At 36.9% G+C, this 26,322-nt stretch carries 24 protein-coding genes; 12 read left to right on the plus strand and 12 right to left on the minus strand.

What is annotated here, in order from left to right; translation table 11 throughout:
• Window positions 1–32: 32 nt before the first annotated feature.
• A complete protein-coding gene (locus AC1DCD_RS01235; protein WP_036855003.1) occupies window positions 33–806 on the minus strand; it encodes a sugar phosphate nucleotidyltransferase in 774 nt (257 codons plus the stop codon).
• Between the two features lie 142 nt (window positions 807–948).
• Complete coding sequence (gene ribD, locus AC1DCD_RS01240; RefSeq protein ID WP_464639413.1) at window positions 949–1,890, minus strand: bifunctional diaminohydroxyphosphoribosylaminopyrimidine deaminase/5-amino-6-(5-phosphoribosylamino)uracil reductase RibD; 942 nt, start codon at window positions 1,888–1,890, stop codon at window positions 949–951.
• 28 nt (window positions 1,891–1,918) lie between these two features.
• On the opposite strand from ribD, the gene prmC reads away from it, so the two are divergent.
• The 7 genes from prmC (at window position 1,919) to AC1DCD_RS01275 (ending at window position 8,934) form a co-directional block, all read left to right on the plus strand.
• Entirely contained in the window at window positions 1,919–2,779 is an 861-nt protein-coding gene (gene prmC, locus AC1DCD_RS01245; RefSeq protein ID WP_464639415.1) for a peptide chain release factor N(5)-glutamine methyltransferase, read from the plus strand.
• Window positions 2,776–3,261, plus strand: a complete 486-nt coding sequence (locus AC1DCD_RS01250; protein ID WP_019035863.1) for a regulatory protein RecX — start codon at window positions 2,776–2,778, stop codon at window positions 3,259–3,261. Before prmC ends, AC1DCD_RS01250 begins: the two co-directional genes overlap by 4 nt.
• Window positions 3,245–3,949 carry a ComF family protein gene (locus AC1DCD_RS01255; protein WP_353585509.1) on the plus strand — a complete coding sequence of 235 codons (705 nt, stop codon included), beginning with the start codon at window positions 3,245–3,247 and terminating at the stop codon, window positions 3,947–3,949. The genes AC1DCD_RS01250 and AC1DCD_RS01255 overlap by 17 nt, the downstream gene beginning before the upstream one ends.
• A gap of 230 nt (window positions 3,950–4,179) precedes the next feature.
• Entirely contained in the window at window positions 4,180–4,812 is a 633-nt protein-coding gene (gene pyrE, locus AC1DCD_RS01260; protein WP_008447963.1) for an orotate phosphoribosyltransferase, read from the plus strand.
• A gap of 1 nt (window position 4,813) precedes the next feature.
• A complete protein-coding gene (locus AC1DCD_RS01265) occupies window positions 4,814–5,236 on the plus strand; it encodes a polyketide cyclase (protein WP_008447938.1) in 423 nt (140 codons plus the stop codon).
• Window positions 5,237–5,272: 36 nt separating this feature from the next.
• A complete protein-coding gene (locus AC1DCD_RS01270) occupies window positions 5,273–7,792 on the plus strand; it encodes a ribonucleoside-diphosphate reductase subunit alpha (protein WP_464639418.1) in 2,520 nt (839 codons plus the stop codon).
• 98 nt (window positions 7,793–7,890) lie between these two features.
• Complete coding sequence (locus AC1DCD_RS01275) at window positions 7,891–8,934, plus strand: ribonucleotide-diphosphate reductase subunit beta (protein WP_008448011.1); 1,044 nt, start codon at window positions 7,891–7,893, stop codon at window positions 8,932–8,934.
• Between the two features lie 165 nt (window positions 8,935–9,099).
• Here the strand turns inward: AC1DCD_RS01275 and AC1DCD_RS01280 are convergent, their stop codons facing one another.
• From AC1DCD_RS01280 to AC1DCD_RS01290, 3 genes are read right to left on the minus strand one after another with little or no spacing between them, the layout of a single operon-like run.
• A complete protein-coding gene (locus tag AC1DCD_RS01280; protein ID WP_019035862.1) occupies window positions 9,100–9,702 on the minus strand; it encodes a DUF3109 family protein in 603 nt (200 codons plus the stop codon).
• Window positions 9,696–10,361: a uracil-DNA glycosylase gene (gene ung, locus AC1DCD_RS01285; protein ID WP_464639421.1), complete on the minus strand. Its 666-nt coding sequence runs from the start codon at window positions 10,359–10,361 to the stop codon at window positions 9,696–9,698. The genes AC1DCD_RS01280 and ung overlap by 7 nt, the downstream gene beginning before the upstream one ends.
• A 45-nt stretch (window positions 10,362–10,406) precedes the next feature.
• Window positions 10,407–10,892 (minus strand): arginine repressor, encoded by a 486-nt coding sequence (locus AC1DCD_RS01290; RefSeq protein ID WP_019035860.1) that lies wholly within the window; start codon window positions 10,890–10,892, stop codon window positions 10,407–10,409.
• Between the two features lie 303 nt (window positions 10,893–11,195).
• Here AC1DCD_RS01290 and AC1DCD_RS01295 point away from each other — a divergent pair, with 303 nt between their 5' ends.
• Together AC1DCD_RS01295 and AC1DCD_RS01300 are read left to right on the plus strand one after the other, a co-directional pair.
• Window positions 11,196–12,446 (plus strand): clostripain-related cysteine peptidase, encoded by a 1,251-nt coding sequence (locus tag AC1DCD_RS01295; RefSeq protein ID WP_464639423.1) that lies wholly within the window; start codon window positions 11,196–11,198, stop codon window positions 12,444–12,446.
• A gap of 223 nt (window positions 12,447–12,669) precedes the next feature.
• Window positions 12,670–13,389, plus strand: a complete 720-nt coding sequence (locus AC1DCD_RS01300) for a Bax inhibitor-1/YccA family protein (protein WP_308532509.1) — start codon at window positions 12,670–12,672, stop codon at window positions 13,387–13,389.
• A gap of 427 nt (window positions 13,390–13,816) precedes the next feature.
• Here the strand turns inward: AC1DCD_RS01300 and AC1DCD_RS01305 are convergent, their stop codons facing one another.
• Both AC1DCD_RS01305 and AC1DCD_RS01310 read right to left on the minus strand, forming a co-directional pair.
• Window positions 13,817–16,357: a hypothetical protein gene (locus AC1DCD_RS01305; RefSeq protein ID WP_464639425.1), complete on the minus strand. Its 2,541-nt coding sequence runs from the start codon at window positions 16,355–16,357 to the stop codon at window positions 13,817–13,819.
• Window positions 16,354–16,566 carry a hypothetical protein gene (locus AC1DCD_RS01310; RefSeq protein WP_464639427.1) on the minus strand — a complete coding sequence of 71 codons (213 nt, stop codon included), beginning with the start codon at window positions 16,564–16,566 and terminating at the stop codon, window positions 16,354–16,356. The genes AC1DCD_RS01305 and AC1DCD_RS01310 overlap by 4 nt, the downstream gene beginning before the upstream one ends.
• A 701-nt stretch (window positions 16,567–17,267) precedes the next feature.
• Between AC1DCD_RS01310 and greA the strand changes: the two genes are divergently transcribed.
• Both greA and AC1DCD_RS01320 read left to right on the plus strand, forming a co-directional pair.
• On the plus strand, window positions 17,268–17,738 hold the full coding sequence (gene greA, locus AC1DCD_RS01315; RefSeq protein WP_036855038.1) for a transcription elongation factor GreA: 471 nt from the start codon (window positions 17,268–17,270) through the stop codon (window positions 17,736–17,738).
• A 19-nt stretch (window positions 17,739–17,757) separates the two neighbouring features.
• Window positions 17,758–18,156 (plus strand): HIT family protein, encoded by a 399-nt coding sequence (locus AC1DCD_RS01320; RefSeq protein ID WP_060932457.1) that lies wholly within the window; start codon window positions 17,758–17,760, stop codon window positions 18,154–18,156.
• A 92-nt stretch (window positions 18,157–18,248) separates the two neighbouring features.
• Here the strand turns inward: AC1DCD_RS01320 and AC1DCD_RS01325 are convergent, their stop codons facing one another.
• Complete coding sequence (locus tag AC1DCD_RS01325) at window positions 18,249–19,601, minus strand: MATE family efflux transporter (RefSeq protein ID WP_464639429.1); 1,353 nt, start codon at window positions 19,599–19,601, stop codon at window positions 18,249–18,251.
• A 284-nt stretch (window positions 19,602–19,885) separates the two neighbouring features.
• Here AC1DCD_RS01325 and nhaA point away from each other — a divergent pair, with 284 nt between their 5' ends.
• On the plus strand, window positions 19,886–21,187 hold the full coding sequence (gene nhaA / locus AC1DCD_RS01330) for a Na+/H+ antiporter NhaA (RefSeq protein WP_308532505.1): 1,302 nt from the start codon (window positions 19,886–19,888) through the stop codon (window positions 21,185–21,187).
• Window positions 21,188–21,879: 692 nt separating this feature from the next.
• On the opposite strand, the gene trpS is transcribed toward nhaA, so the two are convergent.
• The 4 genes from trpS to gltX form a co-directional block, all read right to left on the minus strand.
• Window positions 21,880–22,968, minus strand: a complete 1,089-nt coding sequence (gene trpS / locus AC1DCD_RS01335) for a tryptophan--tRNA ligase (RefSeq protein ID WP_008448028.1) — start codon at window positions 22,966–22,968, stop codon at window positions 21,880–21,882.
• A gap of 69 nt (window positions 22,969–23,037) precedes the next feature.
• Complete coding sequence (locus tag AC1DCD_RS01340) at window positions 23,038–23,538, minus strand: hypothetical protein (RefSeq protein WP_464639431.1); 501 nt, start codon at window positions 23,536–23,538, stop codon at window positions 23,038–23,040.
• The gene (locus AC1DCD_RS01345; protein WP_060932453.1) at window positions 23,535–24,770 is read right to left on the minus strand and encodes a 3-deoxy-D-manno-octulosonic acid transferase; all 1,236 of its coding nucleotides are present in this window, start codon (window positions 24,768–24,770) and stop codon (window positions 23,535–23,537) included. The genes AC1DCD_RS01340 and AC1DCD_RS01345 overlap by 4 nt, the downstream gene beginning before the upstream one ends.
• 31 nt (window positions 24,771–24,801) lie before the next feature.
• Window positions 24,802–26,319, minus strand: coding sequence for a glutamate--tRNA ligase (gene gltX / locus AC1DCD_RS01350; RefSeq protein WP_039864180.1), 1,518 nt, complete (start codon window positions 26,317–26,319; stop codon window positions 24,802–24,804).
• Window positions 26,320–26,322 lie beyond the last annotated feature (3 nt).

The following is a 26,322-nucleotide window of genomic DNA, read 5'->3' on the forward strand; positions in this document are numbered from 1 at the left end:
ATTTAAGAAATATTATTATAAGCCCACATACACTATAACTGTTTTACTAAAAGCTCTGCATCATCAAGCGATGCTATCTTTCCTACATCAATTAGCTTTAGATCGTTCTTCACCTCGCCACGGAAACAAAGCTCACGACAATGACGTAAGTAAAAGTCTATTATAGGAAAAACATCACTTTCTTCACGCCTCATCACATCAAAGACTGAAGATGACACCGCATGAATACCCGAAAAAGCATAAAGCCGATAGCCATGAGCTAAAGCAACGCTATCACAAGGAGACTTAAAACATAAACCTTGAAGCTCTGCATAAGGCGATCTTACTTCAGAAGTAGACAAATTTGTCCAACCCATAAGACGCATATCTTCAGAAAAGATAAGATAACGCTCAGTCTTACGACTACTAACAAGTAACAAAGCATCAGCAGCACTATTAGAAGCATTGTTATAAAACTTTGTTAAATCTACATTGCTCAATATATCTACATTATGTATTAAAACAGGTTCTTCTCTACTAAAAAGAGAAGCAGCTCGCTTAATACCACCACCTGTATCAAGGAGCTGCTCAGTTTCGTCGGATATATCTATACGTATTCCATAATTATGAACACATAAATAATTTATTATTTGCTCTGAAAAATGATGCACATTCACCACTATATGAGTCGCACCAGAGTCCTTAAGCCGCACGATAACCCTATCAAGAAGCTCTCTACCGCCCACTCGCACCAACGCCTTGGGCATTGTTTCTGTAAGGGGCTTTAAACGAGTACCTAAACCCGCCGCAAATATCATTGCCTGCATTGTATATCTTAGAAATATTTTTACTGCTTTAACAAGCTACAAAGATAATAATTTTACTTGGAAATCAAAAGATATACCACGATTAATTCTTTCCTTATTTATCAAAGCATAAGATAAATATTACTATTAGAAAATGAAACACTTATCGTTTATAAGTAGTAATAACATTATCAAAATATTCTTTTTTCACTACTCTTATGTTTGTAGGAAGTTGCGGAGCCTTAATTCCTTCTTTTATTGTTAATGACGACTCTTCTACTCTTATTTCATCATATAAATCATTCTTAATAAAGTTTTCTAAAGTCATAGCACCACCTTCTATAATAACACTTTGACACTTTCTTCTGTATAACTCATTCAATAGAATAGGTATATCGTGAATAGCTTCAGGCAAAGTAGATGACAACACTACTTTTAAAGGACTCTTCCCCCACCACTTTCGTACATTAAGCTGTGGATGCTCTAACATTTCAGTGTTTCTCCCTACAATTATTGCATCATTTTCTGCTCGCAACTTATGAACAAGCATTTTAGTAAACGAAGTAGAAATCTTAAGCACATCTCCTTTTATGCCTATAAATCCATTAGCTGTTTGTGCCCATTTTAATATTATATATGGACGCTTTTTTGTGTTAAACGTTATAAAACGCTTATTAAGTGCTAAGCATTCTCGCTCCAAAACACCCACACTTACAGGTATTCCTGCTTCTCTTATACGCTGAATACCTCTCCCTGATACCACAGAGAAAGGATCTATACAGCCACACACTACTCTGCCTACTCCTTTTTTTATAATAAGATCTGCACAAGGTGGGGTTTTACCAAAATGCGAACAAGGTTCGAGATTTACATAAATCGTACTTTTAGATAATAAATGTTCGTCTTTTTTTCGTACAGAAGCAAAAGCGTTTACTTCCGCATGCTCCTTTCCATAACATATATGATAACCTTCACCTATAATCCTACCATTATCCGACACTATCACAGCTCCCACCATCGGGTTAGGTTTAGCTAATAGCATGCCATTCTTTGCCAACTGCAAACAGCGCCGCATGTACATTTCATCGATTTCTTTTAATTCCATTTTCGTTATTTTTTATAACTTTGCCATTATGAAATATCAACATCTTTGGCAAAGGCTAACCCCTTTATACAATCCACGTGAAGCACAAGCCATTATCAGACTTATCTTAGAAGAGGAGTTTAATCTTTCCTTTGCTGATATTCTTATAGGCAAAGTTAATGAATTATCCCAAGAACAACGGCTAAAACTCGAGGAATTAATACACCGTATAGAATCGTTCGAACCCGTACAATATGTGTTAGGTAAAGAAACTTTTTTAGGTAGATCCTTTCATGTGCGCTCTGGAGTATTAATACCACGCCCAGAAACTGAAGTACTTGTAGAATGGGTGAAAGAAGATTGTTGTACTACTGCTTGTAACTTATTAGATTCTAATAATATAAAAATTTTGGATATAGGAACCGGAAGTGGATGTATAGCAATTACCCTTTCGCTCGATATTCCACATAGTAATGTTACAGCTTGGGATATAAGCAAAGAGGCTTTGCTTATTGCTAAAGAAAACGCTTCCGCCTTAAAAGGAAAGGTAAATTTCCGGTTGCAAGATGTTTTCAATGTAAATGTAAGTGAAAGAAAGTGGAATGTTATTATAAGCAATCCTCCTTATATTTGCTGTAAAGAGCATACGTCAATGTCTGATAATGTACTCAAACATGAACCACATATTGCACTATTTGTACCTGACGATGACCCTTTACGTTTCTATAGAGCCATTGCTAATATTGGAAAATCAGCTTTAATAAAAGGAGGCTCTCTTTATTTTGAAACTAATCCTTTATATATTAATGATATAAAAAACATGCTCGAAGATATAGGCTATACAATGATACAATACAGGAACGACCAGTTTGATAAAAAACGATTTATAAAAGCTACTCTTTTTTTATGATACAAAAGAAACCTATAACAGAAGAACAAGCTCTAAAAAAAATGGGCAATTTCTGTGCAAAAGCTGAACATTGTTCAAGCGAGATAATGGACAAGATGTACAAAATGGGGCTTTCCGAAGAAGCTAAAGTGCGCATCTTAGGGAAACTTTTTGATTATGGATACATCAATGACGAACGTTATACTAAGGCTTTTATAAGTGATAAAATAAAGTATAATAAATGGGGAAGACGCAAAATAGAACAAGCACTGTGGGCAAAGCACATAGATAGTAAGATATATACGCCTGCCCTCGATGCTATACCAAACGAAGAATACCTCACCGTGCTACGTCCACTACTTAAAAACAAATACCCCTCTATTAATGCTAATAACGACTACGAACGATCCGTAAAACTAATAAAGTATGGTCTTTCCAAAGGATTCTCTTTCGATTTAATTAAACAATGTGTTGATACTGTTATAGATGAGGAAGAACTTTAATATATGGTCGAGCATAATAGACCTAATAGCTCCACGTGAATGTTGTGTTTGCAAAAAGCGATTAAGCCTTTCTGAAGATGTTATTTGTGCTACTTGTACATTACATTTTAACCGAACCAATTACTATTTATCACCTTACGACAATGAGTTGGCAAGATGTTTTTGGGGTAAAATACCTATTGAACGCTGCGTAGCATATCTTTTTTATCAACATCATACCCAAATAAGTAATGCTATCTATGCTCTCAAATATGGCGATCGTCCCGATATAGGTGTTTTTTTTGGTGAGACTATAGCTAAGATATATACTCATAATGGCTTCTTCGAAGGAATAGACGCTCTCCTTCCCGTTCCAATTTCCAAATATAGGTATAAACAGCGAGGATACAATCAGAGCCAAATGATAGCAAGGGGGATAAGCAATGTAGTAAATATACCTATATTAAACAATGTTATATGTAGAGATGTTTTCATACAAAGCCAAACAAAACTCGATCGTTGGCAGCGAAATGAAAACGTAAAGAACGCTTTTACCTTGCTTAATAAAGAGATAATAAAAAACAAACATCTGCTTATTATAGATGATATTATTACCACGGGAGCTACTATTACTGCGATAAGCAAAGAGCTACTAAAGGCTGAAGGGGTAAAACTAAGCATCTGCGGACTGGGATATGCTAAAGATTAATATCATCTGCTCCTAAAAACATAACATATAAAAGCCTGTCCTTATAGATATATTATAAAAAGAAAACGTTATCGTTAATAAACTTTTATTTTTTAACTATACCCATATTAAATGCTTTTATTATAAATTGTAAATAAAAGGTAATACATAAGATTGAAGATAAAAGGGAGAGCTATCTCAAAAAAAATATGTAAGTTTGCAGATACAAACAATCACTTATAATTCATTTTATGGAAGATCTAAAGAAAGTTTTTGCAGGAAAGCTCCTAAGTATTAAAGCCATCAAGTTACAACCAAACGACCCTTTTACATGGGCCAGTGGGTGGAAATCTCCTTTTTATTGCGATAACCGTAAAACATTATCTTATCATGATGTGCGCTCCTTTGTAAAAACAGAGTTGGTACATGCCATCTTAAAACACTTCTCTGAAGCCTCTGCCGTTGCAGGAGTAGCTACTGGGGCTATTGCACAAGGTATGCTTGTGGCACAAGAGCTGGCTTTACCTTATGCATACGTACGCCCTAAACCAAAAGACCATGGTATGAAAAATCAAATAGAGGGCGAACTTCCTAAAGGATCGAAAGTGGTAGTAGTAGAAGACCTTATTTCTACAGGTGGCTCTTCTCTAAAAGCTGTAGCTGCTCTACGTGAAGCAGGATTAAAGGTAGTAGGTATGGTGGCTTCTTACACCTATGGTTTCCCTATAGCAGAACAAGCATTTAAAGAAGCTGGTGTAGAGCTTGTTACTCTTACCGATTATGAGCATGTAGTAGAAAAAGCTTTAGAAACAGGATATATAAAACAAGGTGATGTTGCGCTATTAAACAACTGGCGTAAAGACCCTTCTAATTGGAATAAATAAAATGAGTAAATTTGAAAGTAGTATAAAACAGATTGCTTATCCACAAGAAGATGTGTATAATATGCTAAGCAATCTAACTAATATAGAACGTATAAAGAGCCAGATCCCTGATGATAAGCTAAAGGATCTTACCTTCGATGAAGATACAATATCTATATCTGTAAACCCTGTTGGGAAAATATCCATGCGCATCATTGAGCGTGATGAACCTAAAACTATAAAGTTTGCCAGTGAAAACTCGCCCTTATCTTTTAATTTTTGGATACAAATACTCCCTACAGACGATTCTTCATCTAAAATAAAGCTTACTATAGACGCCAATATTCCTTTTTTTGCAAAAGGCATGGTAGCAGGGCCACTACAGGAAGGTGTAGAAAAAATAGCCGATGCTTTAGCCATGATACCATATAGTAGCGCAAAATAGCTCTTCTTTTATACATTTTTTACGGATTTTATTATAATGAACATTACAAAAAGAGATGGCAGCATAGAAGCTTACACACCATCTAAAATAATAATAGCAATAAGTAAAAGCTTTATAAGCACCGAAAATACAGGGCATCAGAAAGAAATAGAAGAGATGGCTTTAGAGGTAGAGTGCTTCATAAAAGAGAACACCGACAAGCGCGATGTAGAAAGTATTCAAGACCGTGTTGAGAAGACATTAATGAAACATGGGTTTTTCGATGAAGCTAAAAGCTATATTCTCTTTCGTTGGCAACGCAACGAACAACGCAAATATATAAAAAACATTGCTTTTAATATTGGTGATAATGAGATAGAAAAAGTCCTCAATGGTATTAGGCAAGACTTTCGTAGTGCAGAATATAGCGTAACATTACTTTCAGATAAGTTTATGAGCTTCTCTAAACCTTTAATGACACAAAAGGAAAAGATGAATGCTCTTATCAAAGCTGCCGTAGAACTTACCACTGCAGAATGTCCTAAATGGGAGATGATAGCAGGTAGGCTGCTTAGCTTTCAGATAAATCGTAACATAGACGAGGTAGAACGTAAGCTGGGGATTAGTTCTTTTTATGACAAGATACGCTATCTTACAGATGAAGGGTTATATGGTGGCTATATTTTAGAAAACTATTCTAAAGAAGATATAGCATGGGCAGAAAAACGAATGGATAACAGTCGTAACTACCTTTTCAATTATAGTGGTTTAGACCTTCTATCTAAACGTTACCTCATTCGCACTTTCGATCATAAAATAATAGAGCGCATACAAGAAATGTATATGGGTATTGCCCTGCATTTGGCAATGCCCGAAAAGGAAAACAGACTCTCTTGGGTAGGAAAAATATACGACTTGCTAAGCAAGCTGGAAGTAACCATGGCCACTCCTACACTCTCTAATGCTCGTAAGCCAAGCCATCAGCTATCAAGCTGCTTCATAGACACTGTGCCAGACAGCCTTATCGGCATTTATCGCAGCATTGACAACTTTGCACAAGTGAGCAAGTTTGGTGGTGGTATGGGAATGTATTTTGGTAAAGTACGTGCCACAGGTGGTGATATTCGTGGCTTTAAAGGTGTTGCAGGTGGAGTAATACGCTGGATGAAATTGGTAAACGACACCGCTGTAGCTGTAGATCAGCTTGGTATGCGACAAGGTGCAGTGGCTGTATATTTAGATGTTTGGCACAAGGATATTCCTGAATTTTTACAGTTGCGCACAAATAACGGTGATGATCGTATGAAGGCTCACGACATCTTCCCTGCCGTATGCTACCCTGACTTGTTTTGGCGCATGGCAGAACAAAACCTTGATCAGAATTGGGTTTTATTCTGTCCTAATGAGATTTTACGTGTTAAAGGATATGCTTTAGAAGACTTCTATGGCGAAGAATGGGAACGCCACTATCAGGAATGCATAGACGACACACGCCTTTCACGCCGTGTTATAAGCATAAAAGACCTTATCAGGCTTATTCTACGTTCGGCAGTAGAAACAGGTACACCATTTACTTTTAACAGAGATACTGTTAATCGCGCTAATCCTAATGGTCATAAAGGCATTATTTACTGTTCTAACCTTTGTACAGAGATAGCACAAAACATGGCACCTATAGAAGAAATAAGCCAAGAGGTGAAAACAGAAAATGGCGATAAGGTGGTAGTAACTACCGTTAAGCCCGGCGAATTTGTTGTGTGCAACTTAGCCAGTCTATCCTTAGGCAGGCTACCTTTAGAGGATAAAGACGCTATGTGCGATAAGATTAACACCGTTGTAAGAGCTTTAGATAACGTTATCGACCTCAACTTTTACCCAGTACCTTTTGCTAAAATTACTAATCATCGCTATCGTAGCATAGGGCTTGGGGTAAGTGGTTATCATCACGCCTTAGCAAAACGAGGAATAAAATGGGAAAGCGATCGCCACTTAGAATTTATGGACGAAGTGTTTGAAACTATCAATTACGCAGCTATAAAGGCCAGCTCTGATATAGCCAAAGAAAAAGGCAGCTACGAATACTTCAATGGTAGCGACTGGCAAACAGGAGCTTACTTTAAAAAACGCGATTACCGCAGCGATAAATGGAAACACTTACAAGAAAAGGTACAAACACAAGGTATGCGCAACGCTTATCTTTTAGCTGTAGCACCTACAAGCAGCACAAGTATTTTAGCAGGTACCACAGCAGGGCTTGATCCTATCATGCAACGCTTCTTCCTCGAAGAGAAAAAAGGAGCTATATTACCTCGTGTAGCACCAGAACTGTCTGATAAAACTTACTGGATGTATAAAGGTGCATACTACATTAACCAGCAATGGAGCGTTCGTGCCTCAGGCATTAGACAACGACATATAGACCAAGCACAAAGCATGAACCTTTATATAACAAACGATTACACTATGAGGCAAGTGCTTAACTTATACCTTTTAGCATGGAAATGTGGTGTGAAAACAATATACTATGTTAGGAGCAAGTCGTTAGAAGTGGAAGAATGTGAAAGCTGCGCATCATAAGTAAAAAAACTGAAGACTCTTTTACTTTTACTTTTTATGCTCTTGCAAATCATTAAAACTACATTATCAAATTATTAAATTCTCATTTTTTTATTAATATGTCTAAACTTCAACGTAACGCCTTATTTAATCCACAAGGCGACACAGACTTAAGATTACGTCGTATGATAGGGGGCAACTCCACTAATCTTAACGACTTTAATAACATGCGCTACTCATGGGTGAGCGACTGGTATCGACAAGCTATGAACAACTTTTGGATTCCAGAAGAAATTAATTTGGCACAAGATATAAAAGATTACCCCAACTTACCTGCTGCAGAGCGCAAGGCTTATGATAAGATTCTTAGCTTTTTAGTGTTCCTCGACTCTTTGCAAAGCAATAACCTCCCTACTATAAGCGAATATATCACAGCCAATGAGGTAAACCTATGCTTACACATACAAACCTTTCAAGAGTGTGTGCATAGCCAAAGCTATAGCTATATGTTAGACACAATATGCTCACCAGAGGAACGAAATGATATTCTTTATCAATGGAAAACCGATGAACATCTACTACGTCGTAACACTTTTATTGGCGACTGCTATAATGAGTTTCAGGCCAATCGTGATAAGTTTTGCCTTATGAAAGCATGCGTGGCTAACTTTATACTTGAGGGAATATACTTCTACAGCGGATTTATGTTCTTCTACAACTTAAGTAGAAATGGTAAAATGCCAGGCTCTGCACAAGAAATACGCTATATAAATCGTGATGAAAACACCCACTTATGGCTATTTCGTAATATCATTGTAGAGCTAAAACAAGAAGAGCCAGACCTCTTTACACCAGAAAAAGTAGCAGTATATGAAGAGATGATGCGCGAGGGGGTAAGGCAAGAAATAGCATGGGGGCAGTATGTTATAGGTAATGATGTACAAGGGCTTACTCAGCAGATGGTCTACGACTACATACGTTACCTTGGAAACTTACGCTGGAAGAGCTTAGGCTTCGATTATCTTTTTGAAGATAATCAGGCAGAGCCTGCCGATATGCAATGGGTAGCACAATACTCTAATGCTAATATGGTAAAGACAGACTTCTTTGAAGCTAAGAGTACTGCGTATGCTAAGAGTACTGCACTTATAGACGACTTATAAAAAGCTGCTATCTTATAATAAGAACAAAAACCTTATTTATAGTTTTTACTTTATTTAATAACAAAACAGTAGCTTTATATAATGGTGGAAAGTTAGGCGTAATGATGCTTGGAGCTTCTTAGAAGAGGCAAGCGTCATTACGCCTTTTTTGTCTTTTTAACTTGCTTACAGCAAAAGTATCTGCTCGCCTATGGCAGACAACTCATCATACCACTCTACACCAAAACGCCTTTTTAAAGGCACTTCCAAAAACTTATAAAGAGGCAGCTGAAGTGCTTCACCCTTCTTTATAGCATCTTTACATATATCCCACTTATGATAGTTTATACCAAAAGTACCGTCATGAAAGTCTTTCTCCCTTACCGGATAAAGAGCACATGATATGGGCTTAACAAAACTAATACTTCCCTCCCTGTACCTTTTTTCTAAAGAGCATAGACAGTTTTCCTTATCATAACAGGTAAACACACAATCCTTTCCGTTTACTATACTTGTAACAAGGTCGCCATCTATATCAGTATATGCCACACCCTGCTTGTCTATTACTGTCTGTGCAGATGCTGAAAGATCCTTCCAAACATCGTCTACAGAGCCTTCTATTTCCATTACCTCATCTATTGTTACAGGTGCGCCAGACTCTCCTTCCACACAACAACGCCCATGACAACTATCTAAATCGCAACAAAAGTTTACTGTAAACAGCTTAGTTGAGACATAAACATTACCCACCAGAACTATCTGCTCCGAAAAAGTATCTCTACTTACCATCTTATTTCCTTTATACCGTTACTCTTTAAATATAAGTTACAACGTGAGAAGTGGTGCTTACCAAACCACCCTCCACGATTTGCTGACAATGGTGAAGGGTGAGAACTGTCTAAAATACAATGCTTAGTAGTATCTATAAAAGCTCTCTTAGAACATGCAAACCTGCCCCAAAGCATAAAGACCAAATGCTCTTTTCTCTGGCTTAATATCTTTATTACTTCATTAGTAAACATGCCCCACCCTATCTTTTTATGACTATTTGCTTTCTGCGCACGCACAGTTAGCGTGGCATTTAGCAATAAAACACCTTGCTCTGCCCATCGTGTCAAGTCGCCAGATAAAGGTATTGGGCTACCTACATCACTTAATATCTCTTTATAAATATTTCTTAGAGAAGGCGGAACACTAACACTCTCTGGCACTGAGAAACTTAACCCCATAGCTTGCCCTTGCCCATGGTAAGGGTCTTGCCCCAGAATAACTACCTTAACCTTACTAAAAGGGCACAGGTTAAAAGCATTAAAGATGAGGCTCTTGTCCGGATAACAGGTGTACTGCTCATACTCTTGCTGCACTTTTTTATAAAGCTCTGTAAAATAAGGCTTCATAAACTCCTCTTTAAGCTCCTCTTTCCATGATGCGTCTAATAATAAATCCATATTCCTTTTTAACGTAAAAATATATACTTTTAAAGCCGTAAGCTACTAAACCTCATGAATAATGTCTGGTATGATTAAAGCAAACTTACCTTTTATCTCTTCCTTAGACATACCTTCTCTGATAGCTATAAATATGGTATCATAGCCTGCTATCGTGCCTAATATACCATCTATATGAGCCGAATCAATATCACAGGCTAATGCGCTGGCATATCCCTTACGCGTCTTTAACACTGCTAACTGCCCCGACATACTGAAAGACAAGCACCCCTCTTGCTGTAAGAGCTTGCCAGTAGATAACGGTGTAGATACACGCTTATAGGTTGTCTCATTAGGCAAAACATACACATACTTACCATCATGTGAGGCAGCCCTTGCTGCCTTTAGCTGTCTTAGGTCTCTGCTCAATGTAGCTTGGGTAAGCTTATAACCCCTCTTCTTAAGCTCTTTAAGCACATCTGTCTGAGACCCAAGCTCCATACTTGAGATAATAAGCCTCAAAGCCTCTAATCTGCTTTTTTTTACCTTCATCTTCTAATATTCATACCGTTTCTTTTCCTATACAAAACTATATAAAACACTGCATAAAAACAAATACTTTTGCAATAAAAACCATTTTCTTTTATTTCCACTAAAAAAAACAACTATAAAGCCTATATATAAGGACACGTTATGCATAAAGCACGCACACTATAAAACAAGTGTATGAAGACGAAAAAAGAATATTTTCGTTAAAGTTCCTTTTAAATTCATATTTTCACAATTTTATTCTAAATAACAATGTAACTTTGCCTTAAGTAATATAAAGCTAAGCAGCACACTGAAACAAAAATAATGAAAAAAAAATATTTATACCACTTATTATTACTTCTTATAGCAGTAGTAATCGTAATAAGTTGTAAGACAGATGAAGAAGATACACACTTTGGTAACGATCCCTTTACCTCAAGTGTCTTAATAGTATATATGCCATGGACTGGCAATGCCGATAATACTTACGCGGGCTTGTTAGAAGACTTTAAAAACAACATAAAAGGTATTGAAGATGGAATAAAAAAAGAAGGTGGCATTGCTAATGGTCTAAAGATAATGGTGTTTCTAAGCAAGTCGGCAAAAGAATCGGAACTTTATCTATTAACATATAAAGATGGAGCTGTTAAAGAGAATATTGTAAAAACCTATACCTCGGCATACTCTTTTAACACCTCTAAGGGGCTTGCTTCGCTGCTTTCTACAGTTAAGACTTACACTAACGCAGACAGCAAAACAAAGTACGGCTTCATTATAGGTGGACACGGCACAGGGTGGACAGCAAAAGACGCATGGGAAAAATATCCTACCCGCGCTCGCAGGTCTATAAAAAACACACAGAAAGCACCACTATTTACAATGACACGCTTCATAGGTAGTGTTTCTGACAAAGAGTATGCTATGGACGTAGACGATATTGCCCGTGGTATAAAACAAGCTGGTATAAAGCTACAATACCTGCTCTTTGACAATTGCTATATGGCAAATGTAGAAACTGCCTATGCTCTTAAAGACGTTACCCGTTATCTCATAGCAAGCACAAGCGAGATACTTGCCGTAGGTATGCCTTACAAAGATATGTATGCTCATCTTAACCCTGAAAAGCCAAACTATAAAGAGGTAGTAAGCTCTTTTAAAAAGTTTTTCGATACATATCGTTTTCCTTATGGCGCACTTTCTGTTATAGACTGTTCAAAGACTGAGCCTTTAGCAGAACAGATGAAAAAGCTAAACCATAAATATACAATACAAGATAACCAGAAAGATTATATTCAGAAGTTAGGAGGATTTGAGCCTACTATCTTCTTTGACATCTTATCGTATGTAAAACAAATGAAGCCATCTGAAAAGGACCTTTCTGCCTTCCGTCAAACATTACAAAGCACCGTTATAGCATCTACTTCTACAAAAGAGCTTTTGAGCGTTTTATACGGAGGCAATGAAAAGTATATACCTGTAGAAGATTATAGCGGCTTAACCATATCAGACCCTACAACACACCCTGTAGCCCTAAAGACTATAAAAAACACACATTGGTGGGAGGCAACCCACTAAGAGGGCAAAAAGCTGCAGAAAAAGCATTTCTAAAGATAACAGACTAACTATTAAATTACTATAATGAAAATTAACAAAAAACACGCACAAAACCTTACCTAAAACCATAATATGGTACACCTTTTGTTCGTATCTGTAATATTATCAATGATATAAAATAAAATAAAGCATGTCAGCTATATGCTGATGTAAAATAATAACATAAATAAAAATAAGAGCTAACATGAATTTTGACAACTTTTCTACTCAAACTAACACAAGAGAGCGCGATCTTGCTATGCAAAAAGCTATGCCGGTATTAATGCGCAAAGTATTTACATGGATGACCATGGCACTTGTTATAACAGGCATCACAGCCTACTTTTTAAGCACGTCGCCTGCCATGATGCAAATGCTTTACACAAGCAGAATGCCCATTTTAATATGTGCCATCATTGAGGTAGGCATTGTTTTTTATGTATCGGCACGCATAAACAGGCTATCACTGCAAAGCGCTACAATGTGGTTTATATTGTTTTCTATTATCAATGGGGCTACATTAGGCTGGATATTTATGGCTTATAACATAGCATCTATAACAAAAACATTCCTTATCACAGCAGGAACATTTGGTGCTATGGCTCTTATAGGATATGCTACAAAACGCGACTTATCGCGCTTGGGCAGCATTCTCATGATGGCTGTCATAGGACTTATAATAGCAGGTGTGGTTAATATTTTTCTAAAAAGCTCTATGATGGACCTCATAGTTAGCGCATTTGGTGTATTAATCTTCACCGGACTAACAGCGTGGGACACACAGAACATTAAAAAACAGCTATCTTTAGTAGGCGATATTAACGAGCAGGCACAAAAAGTAGCTCTCATCGGAGCTTTAAGTCTGTACCTCGACTTCGTTAATCTCTTCTTATACCTATTACGCTTTTTAGGAGATAGAAAGTAAGAAGCACACATATTGTTGTTTGTTTCCAGTAAACATTTCTCAGATGTTATGATTAAGGGCTAAAACCTATATATGGTTTTAGCCCTTTTCGTTGTTTTAACCTAAATCTCTCTTTAAAGCCTTATAAAGCCTATAAAACAACCTTTCCGAGAAAAAAGCCTACACTTAAAGCTGTAAAAGGCAAAAGTTAAAGCAGTAAAAGGAAAGGTTTAGCGAGGAAAAATAAATTATTTTAAAAGCATTTTTAAGTTATTTTTAGTATAAAAATAACTTATTTTTCTTTTTTATCTTTATTTTCCTTCCTCTTAAATGCTCTTCTATTGTTCGTTTATAGCTAACGGTTTGTAAAAAGAAAGATAATCATAGCTTTTCTTTTAGCTAAAAAGCACATATCTTCTTTTACCATACCGCTAACTATTAAAAATGGTTATTTCTTCTTTACGGGATAAGTCCAATCACTTCTCCCATCGTCTTCTGGGCGATGAATAAGTCCGCCTTCATACATATCTCTTTGACTGTTACGTGGCGCAAGCGGTCCGAACTCGTAAGTGTCCATATCAGTTACCAAACGTACACCATAGTGTTGCGAAGCTTTATCCCAATGCTTACGAACAAATCCGTCCCTATTATAAGCTCTATAACAGAAACTTATATTATGATCGGCATCATCATTGCTGTATCTATCATAAAGCCACCGCGTCCTTGAGAAGTAAGTAATGCTCCAAATACCTGATATAACATACGGATACCCCACAGCAGGCAACACACGGTAACAATCTGCCTTATATAAAGGGTTCTGCGGCGAACACTTACCCCACCAACGCTCGTCTATAATATCTTTTACGCTAACATTAGCATGCCCTATCCATCGGCTCTGCACAACAATACGCATACCTTGCTTATCGTCGCTTAAGCTATTACCTCCTGCATCAAGCACACGCCAGCGATACACACACCTGTAACGGTTACCTATGATGCTACGGTTTCTATTCTCTATCTTTGATGCCTCTTTGTTGTCTCCACAAAAACGTATAGCATAAAACTCAAGAGGGTTTTTAGGGTTATGCATATAGTAGCCATAAAACAATGGTTTGGTTTGCCAATACCTGTCTTCATCATCATTAGGATTTTTGCTAGTAGCAACAATAAAATCTCTTGTGTCGTCTTCGTTAGGGCTATATAGCTCATAGTATGGGTTAGGTGCTGACTTTATATCAGGATAGTTTACAAAGTCTTTATACAATTTCATTTCATATATGCTTGTAAGCATATTAGGAAAGAATATTCCAAACTCCTCACCGCTTGGTACATGATAACCTTCAGGCAGATAGTTTCTGTTTTTCTTTACAAAGCGCGTCTTAAACTGCCCACCCTTAACTGACCAATCAGATACATACCCATCATTATATTCATTAGTATGCTGAAGGTTATCTCCATGAAAGCCCTTACCCTCTGTGCGGCTATTAGTTACAGCAAGACGCTCAAGAGGGTTTGCCCATGGATATTTTAGCTTTTCGCCTTCCATAGTGCTATACCGTGGGCGGCATACTCCAAGCTCTACTAAGAAGGCTTTTCCTTGCTTTTGCTTAAAGTCGAAAATATTATATTCCCCCGACTTTAGTTCACGCTCTTTAGCTGCATAAAGCCATTCGTTAGCATAATCGTATTTTCCACCTTTTTTCTGCTTACAACCAAGCATAAAGCCTCCACGCTCGGCAGTCATCTGTGAGGTGCCTATCTGCTCTGTGTGAGGCACAGGCATACCCCATACATAAAAGTCGTCATAACCAGTTTTGTTATTTTTACGCATAGCGTTTGCATCAAAGGTATATCTATACTCATATATAGCAGGACCCCAATCATTAGCATGTTTACTTTCTTCGTATCCCGTCTGATTGGAAGTGTTATTAAAATGCGGACGCATATCGTTTACATAATTCCAGTAAAAGTTACCTACTATGCTGTTAGTCCATGGGCGTATCTCACAGTCTACCCCTGCTTTGTAATCTTCGTTTAAGTCATTGTCCATTGTTCTAATCATAGTTTGTGGCATCATAAGAAATCCGCCATTAGCTGTAAGCTGCGAGCTGGCAAAGCTATATCTACATGCCTCAAGTGGCACCAAGCTCTCATCGCGCTTAATACGAAAATGTAACAGCGTTCCCATAGGTTTAAAGTTCCACTGATGCAAGCTTATCTTGTTGTCTTCTTTTATGTCTAACTTAGTCCACCCCGTTGTAAACGGTGCTGTTACCTGTATGTGTCCTTTACTATCTATAGTGTTATGCTTAGGCGAATGGTTAGGATCGAAGTCTACAAAGAAATAATAAAGCTGCTCGGCAAGCTTACGAGTAGCCTCATCATATTGAGGATCATTACGCGCTTCATCGTAAAGCTTACTATATTCTCCTCCTATAATACCACATATATACCAGTCTTCTCCCTTCTTAATATTCACTTTATTATTACCTTTTAGCCAGTGAAAAGTTACTTCCTTTGTAGAATATAACCTCACACCACCACCGGGCATAGTTTGTTTTGTATCCCATTCCAGATCTCCAGCACCTAAAATAATATCTTTAGGGTCAATGGCATCGCTCCTACCTATCTTCTTTCTTGCGTCTTTAGGTGCTTTAACAATAAAAACTCGTGCTTTAAGCTCAGAACCTTCTGCTAAAGGCATATATTTCTCGTTTAGAAAAACAGCACGGCTTGTTGGCTCTATAGTAGGGTCTATAGGCTTACTTACATCAGGCAACTGCATTCCCGCATCTGCTGTTATAGAAACAGTAGACTGTGCAAGCTCAATGCTTTCCTTGCCCTCTACTTTGTTTGAAACCTTAGTTTTCCCAGCTATACCCTCATCGGTACATGAAGAAAACATGATATTAACAACTGCCAAAACCATCATTATCCCTAATGTTTTAACCATTGTTTGCTGTCTTAATAGTATCTGCATTTTATTCATTTCTTTATATAATGTATTATATTATTTTCTTCTTCAGCACTTCTATTACCAGAGTTTTGTGGGCCATCTCCTTCATCTCCGTTCAAAGTACCGTCATAATGAAAACCTTCCAAGTTACCCGAAGCCTCCATAATATTAGACGCTTCCATCTTTATTACCTCACAGGTAGGAGGTATATACAAACACTTTTTTTTACTGTCTTTATGCATGTTTTTTTAAATAAGAAAAATTATTATTTTGTAATGAAATATTTTTATATAAGCATTTATACGTAATACATAAGCTATAAAGCATAACCCTTAGCCTTTTTAAGAGCTTAAAACCTATCCTTTTTGCAAAAGAAAAGAGATGTTTTTTTAAACATAACATATCCAGAGACACGACAATACAGCCCTGCTCTGACCTATGGATAGACCAAAGAAGAAGCACTTTTTAGCCGCAAAATGGTAAAAAAAGTTAAATAACGGGGGGGGTAATAACTAATATTAACAATACACCTAATGTATATATCTTTTTACCCAATCCTTTTAGGCAAGCTAAACCTGTGCTTGAACATAACGCACCATATAGTTTTAGCTTATACATATATACACTGAAAAAAAAATCCATTACCTTACACATTACTCTTTATATCATAACATAAAGAGATATTATAGCTTTATGTTTTATTAATGCGCACAAAATTAAACATTTATATCTGAACAAAAGCACTTTATCTAAAAAAAATAATAATAAGTAAATAAAACTATAAACTATTGGTTATATAAAAAACATTGCCTAACTTTGTAGCATCATTTTATGGGTAAAAAGATTTATAGGGATTCTGACAGCAAGCAATACGTGTTGGAATTCTTTTATTTTTATATCTGTTTAAAACAAGTAGAATTAATATATATAACACGAAATAATTATGGCATACATGTCACAAGAGGGCTATGACAAGCTCGTTGAAGACCTTAAACAACTTGAATCCGTAGAGCGTCCAAAGGCATCGGCAGCAATAGCAGAAGCAGCCGATAAGGGCGATTTAAGTGAAAACTCAGAATACGATGCTGCAAAGGAAGCACAACGCCACCTTGAAGCAAAGATACTTGAGATGAAAAAGACTTTAGCCGAAGCTAAGATAGTAGACACTTCACGCTTAAGCACTGAAGCTGTACAGATACTTTCTACAGTAGAAATGACCAACATCGATAACCAAACAAAGATGACTTACACCATTGTAAGCGAAACAGAGGCTAATCTTAAGCAGGGCAAGATATCTATTAAGACACCTATTGCGCAAGGACTCTTAAACAAAAAGGTGGGCGATATAGCCGAGATAACAATCCCTCGCGGAACAATAAAACTAAGAATAGATAAGATTTCTATTGATGCATAAATAAAAAAAGGAGGTTATTATGAGTATCTTTAGCAAAATTGCCGCAGGCGAAATACCAAGTTATAAATGTGCTGAAAATGACAAGTTTTATGCTTTTCTCGACATCAATCCTGTAACAAAGGGGCACACACTGGTAATTCCTCGTAAAGAGATAGACTATATATTCGACATGGAAGACGACGACTTGGCTGAATTTCAGATCTTTGCAAAGCGTGTAGCCAAGGCTCTTAAAGAGGTGATACCTTGTAAGAAGATAGCTCAAGCCGTGTATGGCTTAGAAGTAAACCATGCTCACATACATCTTTTGCCTATAAACAAAGAAGAAGATGCTAACTTTCATTCTCATGTTACAATAAGCAATGAAGAGCAAAAGGAAATAGCCGAAAAAGTATTTGCAGCTTTTTCTGCACATAAATAACATACAAAACAAAAGGGTGCGGAAAGCAAATAAACAAACATTTGCTTTCCGCACCTTTTTCGTTTCTTTACCCTAATATAAAAGCCTTTATATCATGATGCTTGCTCCATTCGGCTCATTCCTTTCCTATAATAATAATAATAAAGAATGCCTGCTAATGTGAGCGATATAGGAAAGGCTGCCCACACACCAACAATACCTCCATGAAAATATATACCTAAAAGATAAGACATAGACAAAGAGGTAAGAAAATAAGACACAAAAGCTACACCCATAAGTGGTTTTACATACCCTATTCCACGCAGCGAATTAGCATAATTTACCTGCATACCATCGCCAAACTGGTATATCATAAAAGGCACTACCAGCATAGCAACAAGCTGCTGCACCTGCACATTATCCGTAAAAAGCCCCCCTATGATATGCCTACAACAAAAGATGGGTATACAGGTGGTAAAGGCTAAAAGCAAAATGAGATGAAGCCCTGCTCTCGAGGTTATCCATACTGCACCCCAGTCTTTACGCCCGGCAAAGTTACTTGTGCGCACAGCTACCGCAGCGGCTAAACCATAATATATCATATAGCCAAGCTGGGATATGGTAAGCATAACCTGATGAGCTGCAAGAGCTATAGTTCCTATCCACCCTACCATAATGCTCGAAGCTCCAAAAGCAGCTGCCTCTAATCCCATTTGGAAAGAGAGAGGCCAGCCTAAAGAGTTTTGTTCTTTAAAATCTGTCCATGAAAGCTTTCCTTTACACCAACCTTCAGCATACACCTTATAACGTCTATGCCCTCTAAAAAGAGTAAAAAGGATTAAAGCCATTACAACACGTGCAAACAAAGTAGAAAGTCCTGACCCATTAAGCCCCATATCAGGGAAACCAAAATGCCCAAATATCAGCACCCAGTTACCAAAGATGTTCATCACGTTACCCACTACGATAACACACATAGCTGTAAGCGTGTCTGTGATACCATCAAAAAACTGCTTAAAAGTGTTAAACCATGAGATAAATGGCAATGATACATACTGTATAAGGTAATAATCCTTTATAAGAGGTAACAACTCTTTTGGCTGTCCTAAATGCTCTACATTAAGATATAATATCCCCATTGCTATCATCAGTATTATGGCAGTAACAGTATTAGCAACAAAAGCATTTTTCATTACTTCGCCTATACGCGAAGGTCTACCTTGCCCAAAAAGCTTGCCCACGATAGGCGTAATTGCATACGAAAAACCCAACGACATAAGTATAGCCAGCGCAAAAACATTATTTACAAAAGCCGCAGCAGCCAGCTCGTATGTGCTATGATGACCCACCATAAGAGTATCGGCAAAGGACAAAATAATATTACCTAACTGTCCTACTATGATAGGTACACCTAAAAAAATAAGATTTTTATAATGTGTTGTGTAAGTTGATAAATGATACGACATTTCTTTTTTATTATTTTATAGCTAACACCCTTACATAAGAACAATATACATGGGACAAGCTACGCGATAAGCATACGAGGGTACAAAGTTACTACTTTTTTAGCTTGATATGACTGTAAAAAGTTATAAAAGAATCTTTATAAGATATTTTTCCCTATCTTTCGCTCTTGCCAAACCTAATGTTTTTATTAACTTTGCCAATCCAAAACTATTTTATTAAACAATATTTTCAGGATATTTTTTATTAATAATATAATTTAAAACATCAAAACATTAACTATCTCATGAACACTTTAAATAAAAAAGTATTCTTTCCCATAACACAATTTATGCGACAAGAAAAGTCTGGCGGAATAGTATTAGCAGTCGCCGTAGTAATAGCTCTTATCATGGCTAACTCACCTTGGCGTACCGCTTTTGCTCATTTCTTTGAATACCATTTAGGTTTTATTGTAAACGGCAAGCAGTATTTTAACTTTTCTATTGAGCACTGGATTAATGACGGGCTTATGTCGCTATTTTTCTTTGTAGTAGGCTTAGAGCTCAAACGTGAGTTTATTGGTGGTGAGCTACGCGACATAAGAAAAGTAACCTTACCTATAGGAGCAGCCATTATGGGTATGATAGTACCTGCAAGCATCTTTCTATCACTCAATTTCGGTACTGAAGTATCTAACGGCTGGGGAATACCTATGGCTACAGATATAGCCTTTGCACTTGCTTTAGTATATATGTTAGGCGACAAAGTGCCACTATCTATAAAAGTATTCTTAACAACTTTAGCCATAGTAGACGACCTTGGATCAGTTATAGTGATAGCCCTCTTCTATACTTCTAATATATCTTTTATAAATATTGTTATAGGAGTAGCGTTTCTGCTAATAATGATGATAGCTAATAAAATGGGGGTAAAAAGTGTGTTATTTTACGGACTGCTGGGAGTTTGTGGGGTGTGGACAGCCTTTTTAATGTCGGGTATTCATGCTACAATAGCCGCTGTGTTAGCAGCTTTTATGATACCTGCTGATGCAAAAATACCTGAAGCCACCTTCATGGCTCGGCTACGCCGCCAGATAAGGCTCTTCGCTCAGGCTGAAGGTAATGATGTAAGAACCTTAGAACACGAACAGGTGGAAATTATTACTCAGGTAAAAGCTGAAGCCATAAATGCCCTTCCACCACTACAACGCCTCGAACATGGTATGCACTCCTTTGTCTCTTTCGTTATAATGCCTATTTTTGCCTTAGCAAATGCCGGGGTCAACTTTATAGATATGGACATTACAAGCATCTTTTCTAATAACATCAGCATAGGGGTTCTGATGGGATTGTTAATAGGAAAACCACTTGGCATTGTGGTTGCCGTATGGGTATTAACAAAAGTAGGGTTAGGCAAATTATCACAAGATATGTCATGGCGACGCATCTTTGGTATAGGCTTCTTAGCTTCTATAGGTTTTACTATGTCCATTTTTGTAGCATCGTTAGCTTTTGCCGACCCTAATTTCCACATACAAGCCAAAATAGGCATATTTGTAGCTTCCATAATTGGTGGCTTCATAGGATATAGATTACTAAAAGTATAATGCTATAACACTTACATTCTACAAGTAAGCCTTACTTAGTATATCACCTTATATAAATTAGTATATCACCTTATATAAAAATGTCCATTAACTATAAAAAAGTACGAATGCTTGATATGTATCAAAAACAGCAGCGTTTCTATATATTTTTATTCCATTTTTCTTGTGTGTGTGCGAAAACAGTACTAACTTTGCATCATCAAAAAACAAAAATAGATTGTTTAGGTTAGTAGTAATAGATTTAGGTTTTTAGTTATTTAGTTTAAGGTAAGAACAAAGGCGATTGTTCAGGATTAACAAGTTCAATACAGGTTTTAGTCAAAGTAATAAAGATTGATTTAAGATTTAGGATAACAATTGATGCAAGATTTTGGGGAGCACCGTGAGGTGTGAACCATAAATCAAGCTTCAAAAAAAAACAGAAATTATTAGTTTTCATTAAAAATATAAAAGAGTATCGATCACAAATCGGTACTCTTTTTTACATTACAAATAATTCTTTTTTATCCTATTCTAAAAAGATTTGATTATCTTTTTAGAATAGGATATTATCTATACTCAATCAAATAAAACGCTTTTGTAAACTATGCAAAGCTGCTATAAACAGCACAATATTCTATATATATGCTACTATAACATCGTTATCAAGGTAGACAAATCTGCCCTGCAAAGGGTACTATCATTTATGTTATTTATTTTGCTCTAAAGCGTTCTGCTTGCGAACGTATAAGCTCTGCATCATCAAAGTAATTTATCTGCATGGCAGCACGCACCTCGTCCATAGTTTTAGCAGCTTCTGCACGTGCCACTTCACTACCTTTTTTAAGAATATTATACACCTCTGGAATATCTTGCTCAAAGGTATGACGCCTAGCACGTATAGGCTCAAGTATCTTATTAAGAACACTATTCAAAAGCTTTTTACATTTCATATCGCCCACTCCACCTGCTGTATAGGCTGCCTTTAGCTCTTCTATATTAGCAAATTCTGGCCAAAACTCAGCAAAATCCTCATCGGTAGAAAACGCATCAAGATAGGTAAACACAGCGTTACCTTCTACATGTCCAGGATCAGATACATTAATATGAGCAGGATCAGTATACATTCCACGTACCTTTTGCCAAACAGTATCAGCACTGTCAGATAGATAAATACAGTTTCCTAAGCTCTTACTCATCTTCTCTTTACCATCAGTACCGGGCAAACGGCGTGCAGTAGCATTCTGTGGCAGCATTATATTAGGCTCAACTAATACTGGTGCATATATCTGATTAAAGCGTCTTACTATCTCACGAGTAACCTCTATCATAGGCTCTTGATCTTCACCAGCAGGCACTGTTGTACCTTTAAATGCTGCTATATCTGCAGCTTGCGAAACAGGATAAGCAAAGAATCCCATAGGAATATTAGCCTCAAAATTGCGCATCTTAATCTCTGTCTTCACAGTAGGGTTACGCTGTACACGACTAACAGTGATGAGATTCATAAAATAAGTGGTAAGCTCGGCAAGCTCCGGTATCATACTCTGAATATAAAGCACACATTTAGAAGGATCTAAGCCAACAGATAAATAGTCTAATGCTACTTCTATAATGTTTTGTCTAATCTTTTCAGGATTATCAGCATTATCTGTTAGTGCCTGCACATCTGCCATAAAAACAAACATTTTATCGTAATCCCCAATGTTTTGTAGCTCAACTCGACGGCGTAACGAACCTATATAATGACCAAGATGAAGTTTTCCGGTAGGACGATCGCCTGTTAGAATAATTTTTCTCATTGTATATTTTTTATTTTATATATCTAAAATAGAATCCTGTTTTCTATAAAACTTCCCTTGCAGGCGCACTTATTCTTGATCTGAAGAATTTTCTGTTTGTGTGGAGTCTGTAGGTAAATACTGCTCTTTTCTTTCTGTAGAAACCTTTTCCTCTTGTTTTACTTGTGGTGCAGTCTCTACCGTATCTGGCACAGGAGGTGTTGTCGGCTCTGGCTCTGGCTGCTCATACGGAATAGTATCCATTACTGTTGTTTGTGGCTGAACAGGTTGCTCTGTGCCTGAAGGCTGCAGATAAAAATAAGCTCCAGCACAAACACATATAAACACTAACACTCCTAATATGCTCCAAAGCATAATAGCAGAATGACTTTTCTTTGCCTTTTCTGGTTTATAAGGCTTGTCATAAGAAGGCTCTTTATGAGGAATATATTCTTGATCTTTGCCTACTATTGGCAAAGTTATATCCATAATTCCTCCACAATGAAAACATTTACACTCTACCGTAGAGCCTTCTTCGGCATCTATTATAAACTTAGAACCACAGTTATCACAAGTTATCTGATACTTCATAGCTTTACCTTACTTAGTACTTTATCTGAAGCTCCTGCAAGCGAAGCTACATATTCTTCTCCAGAAGCACCACTTTTTAAACGGAAATTAGTATCTTTCTCCAAACGTTCCATAAGAGTGCTAAAGGTAGAAATATCGCTAATTTCAAATCCACCACCACTACGTTTCAACCCCTGAGCCTCTATAAAATGCTTATTATTAGGACCAAAAACTACAGGTTTCCCCCACACTGCTGCCTCAAGAACATTATGAATACCTACACCAAAACCTCCCCCAACATACGTTATATCGCCATAACGATAAACAGAAGAGAGCAAACCAAAACAATCTATTATTAATACATCAGCATCATAAACAGCATCTTCAGTAGTCTGCGTGTAACATACTACCTTCTTATTTTGTAATAAAGACTTTATGCTCTTAATATGATTTTCGTTAATAACATGTGGAGCTATAATAAGTTTCCAATCAGAACGAGTATTAAAATATTTCAAAAAAACACTCTCATCTGGCTGCCAAGAAGAACCAGCTACAAAGACCTTAGGCTTATTATCTTCTGAAAGATGGATAAAACTTTCTATAATAGGTAACTGCTTACAATATTCTTTTATATTTAAAACACGATCAAAACGTGTATCACCTACTACTGTACTGTTTTTTACGCCTATACTATTTAATAGCTGCTTACTCTCTTCATTTTGCACAAACAAATGAGTAAAACAATGAAGCACCCTACTATAACCACCTCCATACCATTTAAAGAAAACCTGTTCAGGACGAAATATACTAGAAACACTGTAAGTAGGTATACCACGATGCTGAAGTATATGAAGATAATTATACCAAAACTCATATTTTATAAAAAATGCCATAACAGGACGAATGGCACGAAGAAAAGCACGAGCATTAATAATAGTATCTATTGGGAGATAAGTAACAATATCTGCTACAGCATAATTCTTACATACCTCATAGCCTGAAGGTGAAAAGAAAGTTAAGAGTATCTTGTACTCTGGATATTCCTTACGTACCCTCTCTATAAGTGGACGCCCTTGCTCAAACTCTCCTAACGAAGCAGCATGAAACCAAACATATTTAGCGTTAGGATCTATTTTCTCTCGTATTACTTTAATAGCAACACGCTCACCACGCCACATCTTTCGCAGCTTCTTACTAAAGCAGCTACCCACTGCTATACAAAACTGAGTAAGATACATGATTATGTTATACATCTGCTATTATACTTTATATATTGCTAGATAATTAACCTAATATCTTTATAGCCTTATATATACGATCAAGGGTCTCTTCCTTACCTAAAAATGCTGAAATATCAAACATACCAGGACCTTTTCCCTCGCCAACAAGGGTAAGACGAAAAGCATTCATAACATCGCCAAGCTTATAGCCCTTATCCTCTACCCACTTCATTACTATAGCCTCTTGCCCTGATATAGTAAAATCGTCTATGCCTTTCAATACCTCAGCAAGCTCACTCATCTGCTTAGAAGAATATTCTTTCCAACGCTTTCTAACAGTCTTTTCATCATAGGTAATAGGAGGAATAAAAAAGAATGAACAAAGACTCCAAAGATCTTTTACAAAATTTACACGATCCTTCATCATGTGAACAACTTGCGTAATCTGCTCCATAGAAGCATTTACACCATTGTTTGCTACTATAGGGGCAAACAACTGAGCTATTTCTTTATCGGTCTTTTTTAGTATATATTCATGGTTAAACCATATACCTTTCTTATAATCAAATTTAGCTCCACTCTTAGAACATTTAGATATATCAAAGGCTTTAACAAGCTCATCAAGTGAAAATATTTCTTGTTCAGTGCCAGGATTCCAACCTAAAAGGGCAAGGAAATTGACAACTGCCTCTGGGAAATAACCACTTTCACGGTATCCTGAACTAACTTCATGAGTTTTAGGATCAACCCATTCTAAAGGAAAAACAGGGAACCCTAACCTATCACCATCACGCTTGCTTAGCTTACCCTTACCTTCTGGCTTTAACAATAATGGTAAATGAGCAAAACTTGGCATAGTATCTTCCCAGCCAAATGCACGATAAAGAAGCACATGCAATGGCGCACTGGGCAACCACTCTTCACCACGAATAACATGAGAGATATCCATCAAATGATCATCTACAATATTTGCAAGATGGTAAGTAGGTAATTCATCTGCACTTTTATAAAGAACCTTATCATCTAAGATGTCTGTTTTAATGCAGACATCACCACGAATCATATCTTTAACATGAACCTCTTCACCTGGATCTACCTTAAAACGTACCACATACTGTTTACCGTCATCTATTAAAGCCTTTACTTCTGCCTCTGAAAGGGTGAGAGAATTGCGCATCTTTCCACGAGTATGCGCATCATACTGGAAATTTTCTATCTCAGCACGCTTTGCCTCTAACTCCTCTGGAGTATCAAAAGCTATATACGCTTTACCATTAGAGAGCAATTCATCAACATATTTTTTATATATATCACGACGCTCGCTCTGACGATAAGGACCTTTATCTCCTCCAAAACTAACGCCCTCATCAAACTGTATTCCAAGCCATTTAAACGACTCTATAATATATTCTTCTGCACCATTTACAAAACGATGTGAATCAGTATCTTCTATACGGAACACTAACTTTCCGCCATTTTGTTTTGCAAAAAGATAATTAAACAAAGCAGTACGCACACCACCAATGTGCAAAGCACCTGTTGGACTAGGTGCAAAACGTACTCTTACTTTTCTTTCAGACATTGT

The sequence above is a fragment of the Prevotella sp. C0209C1 genome (assembly GCF_056583855.1).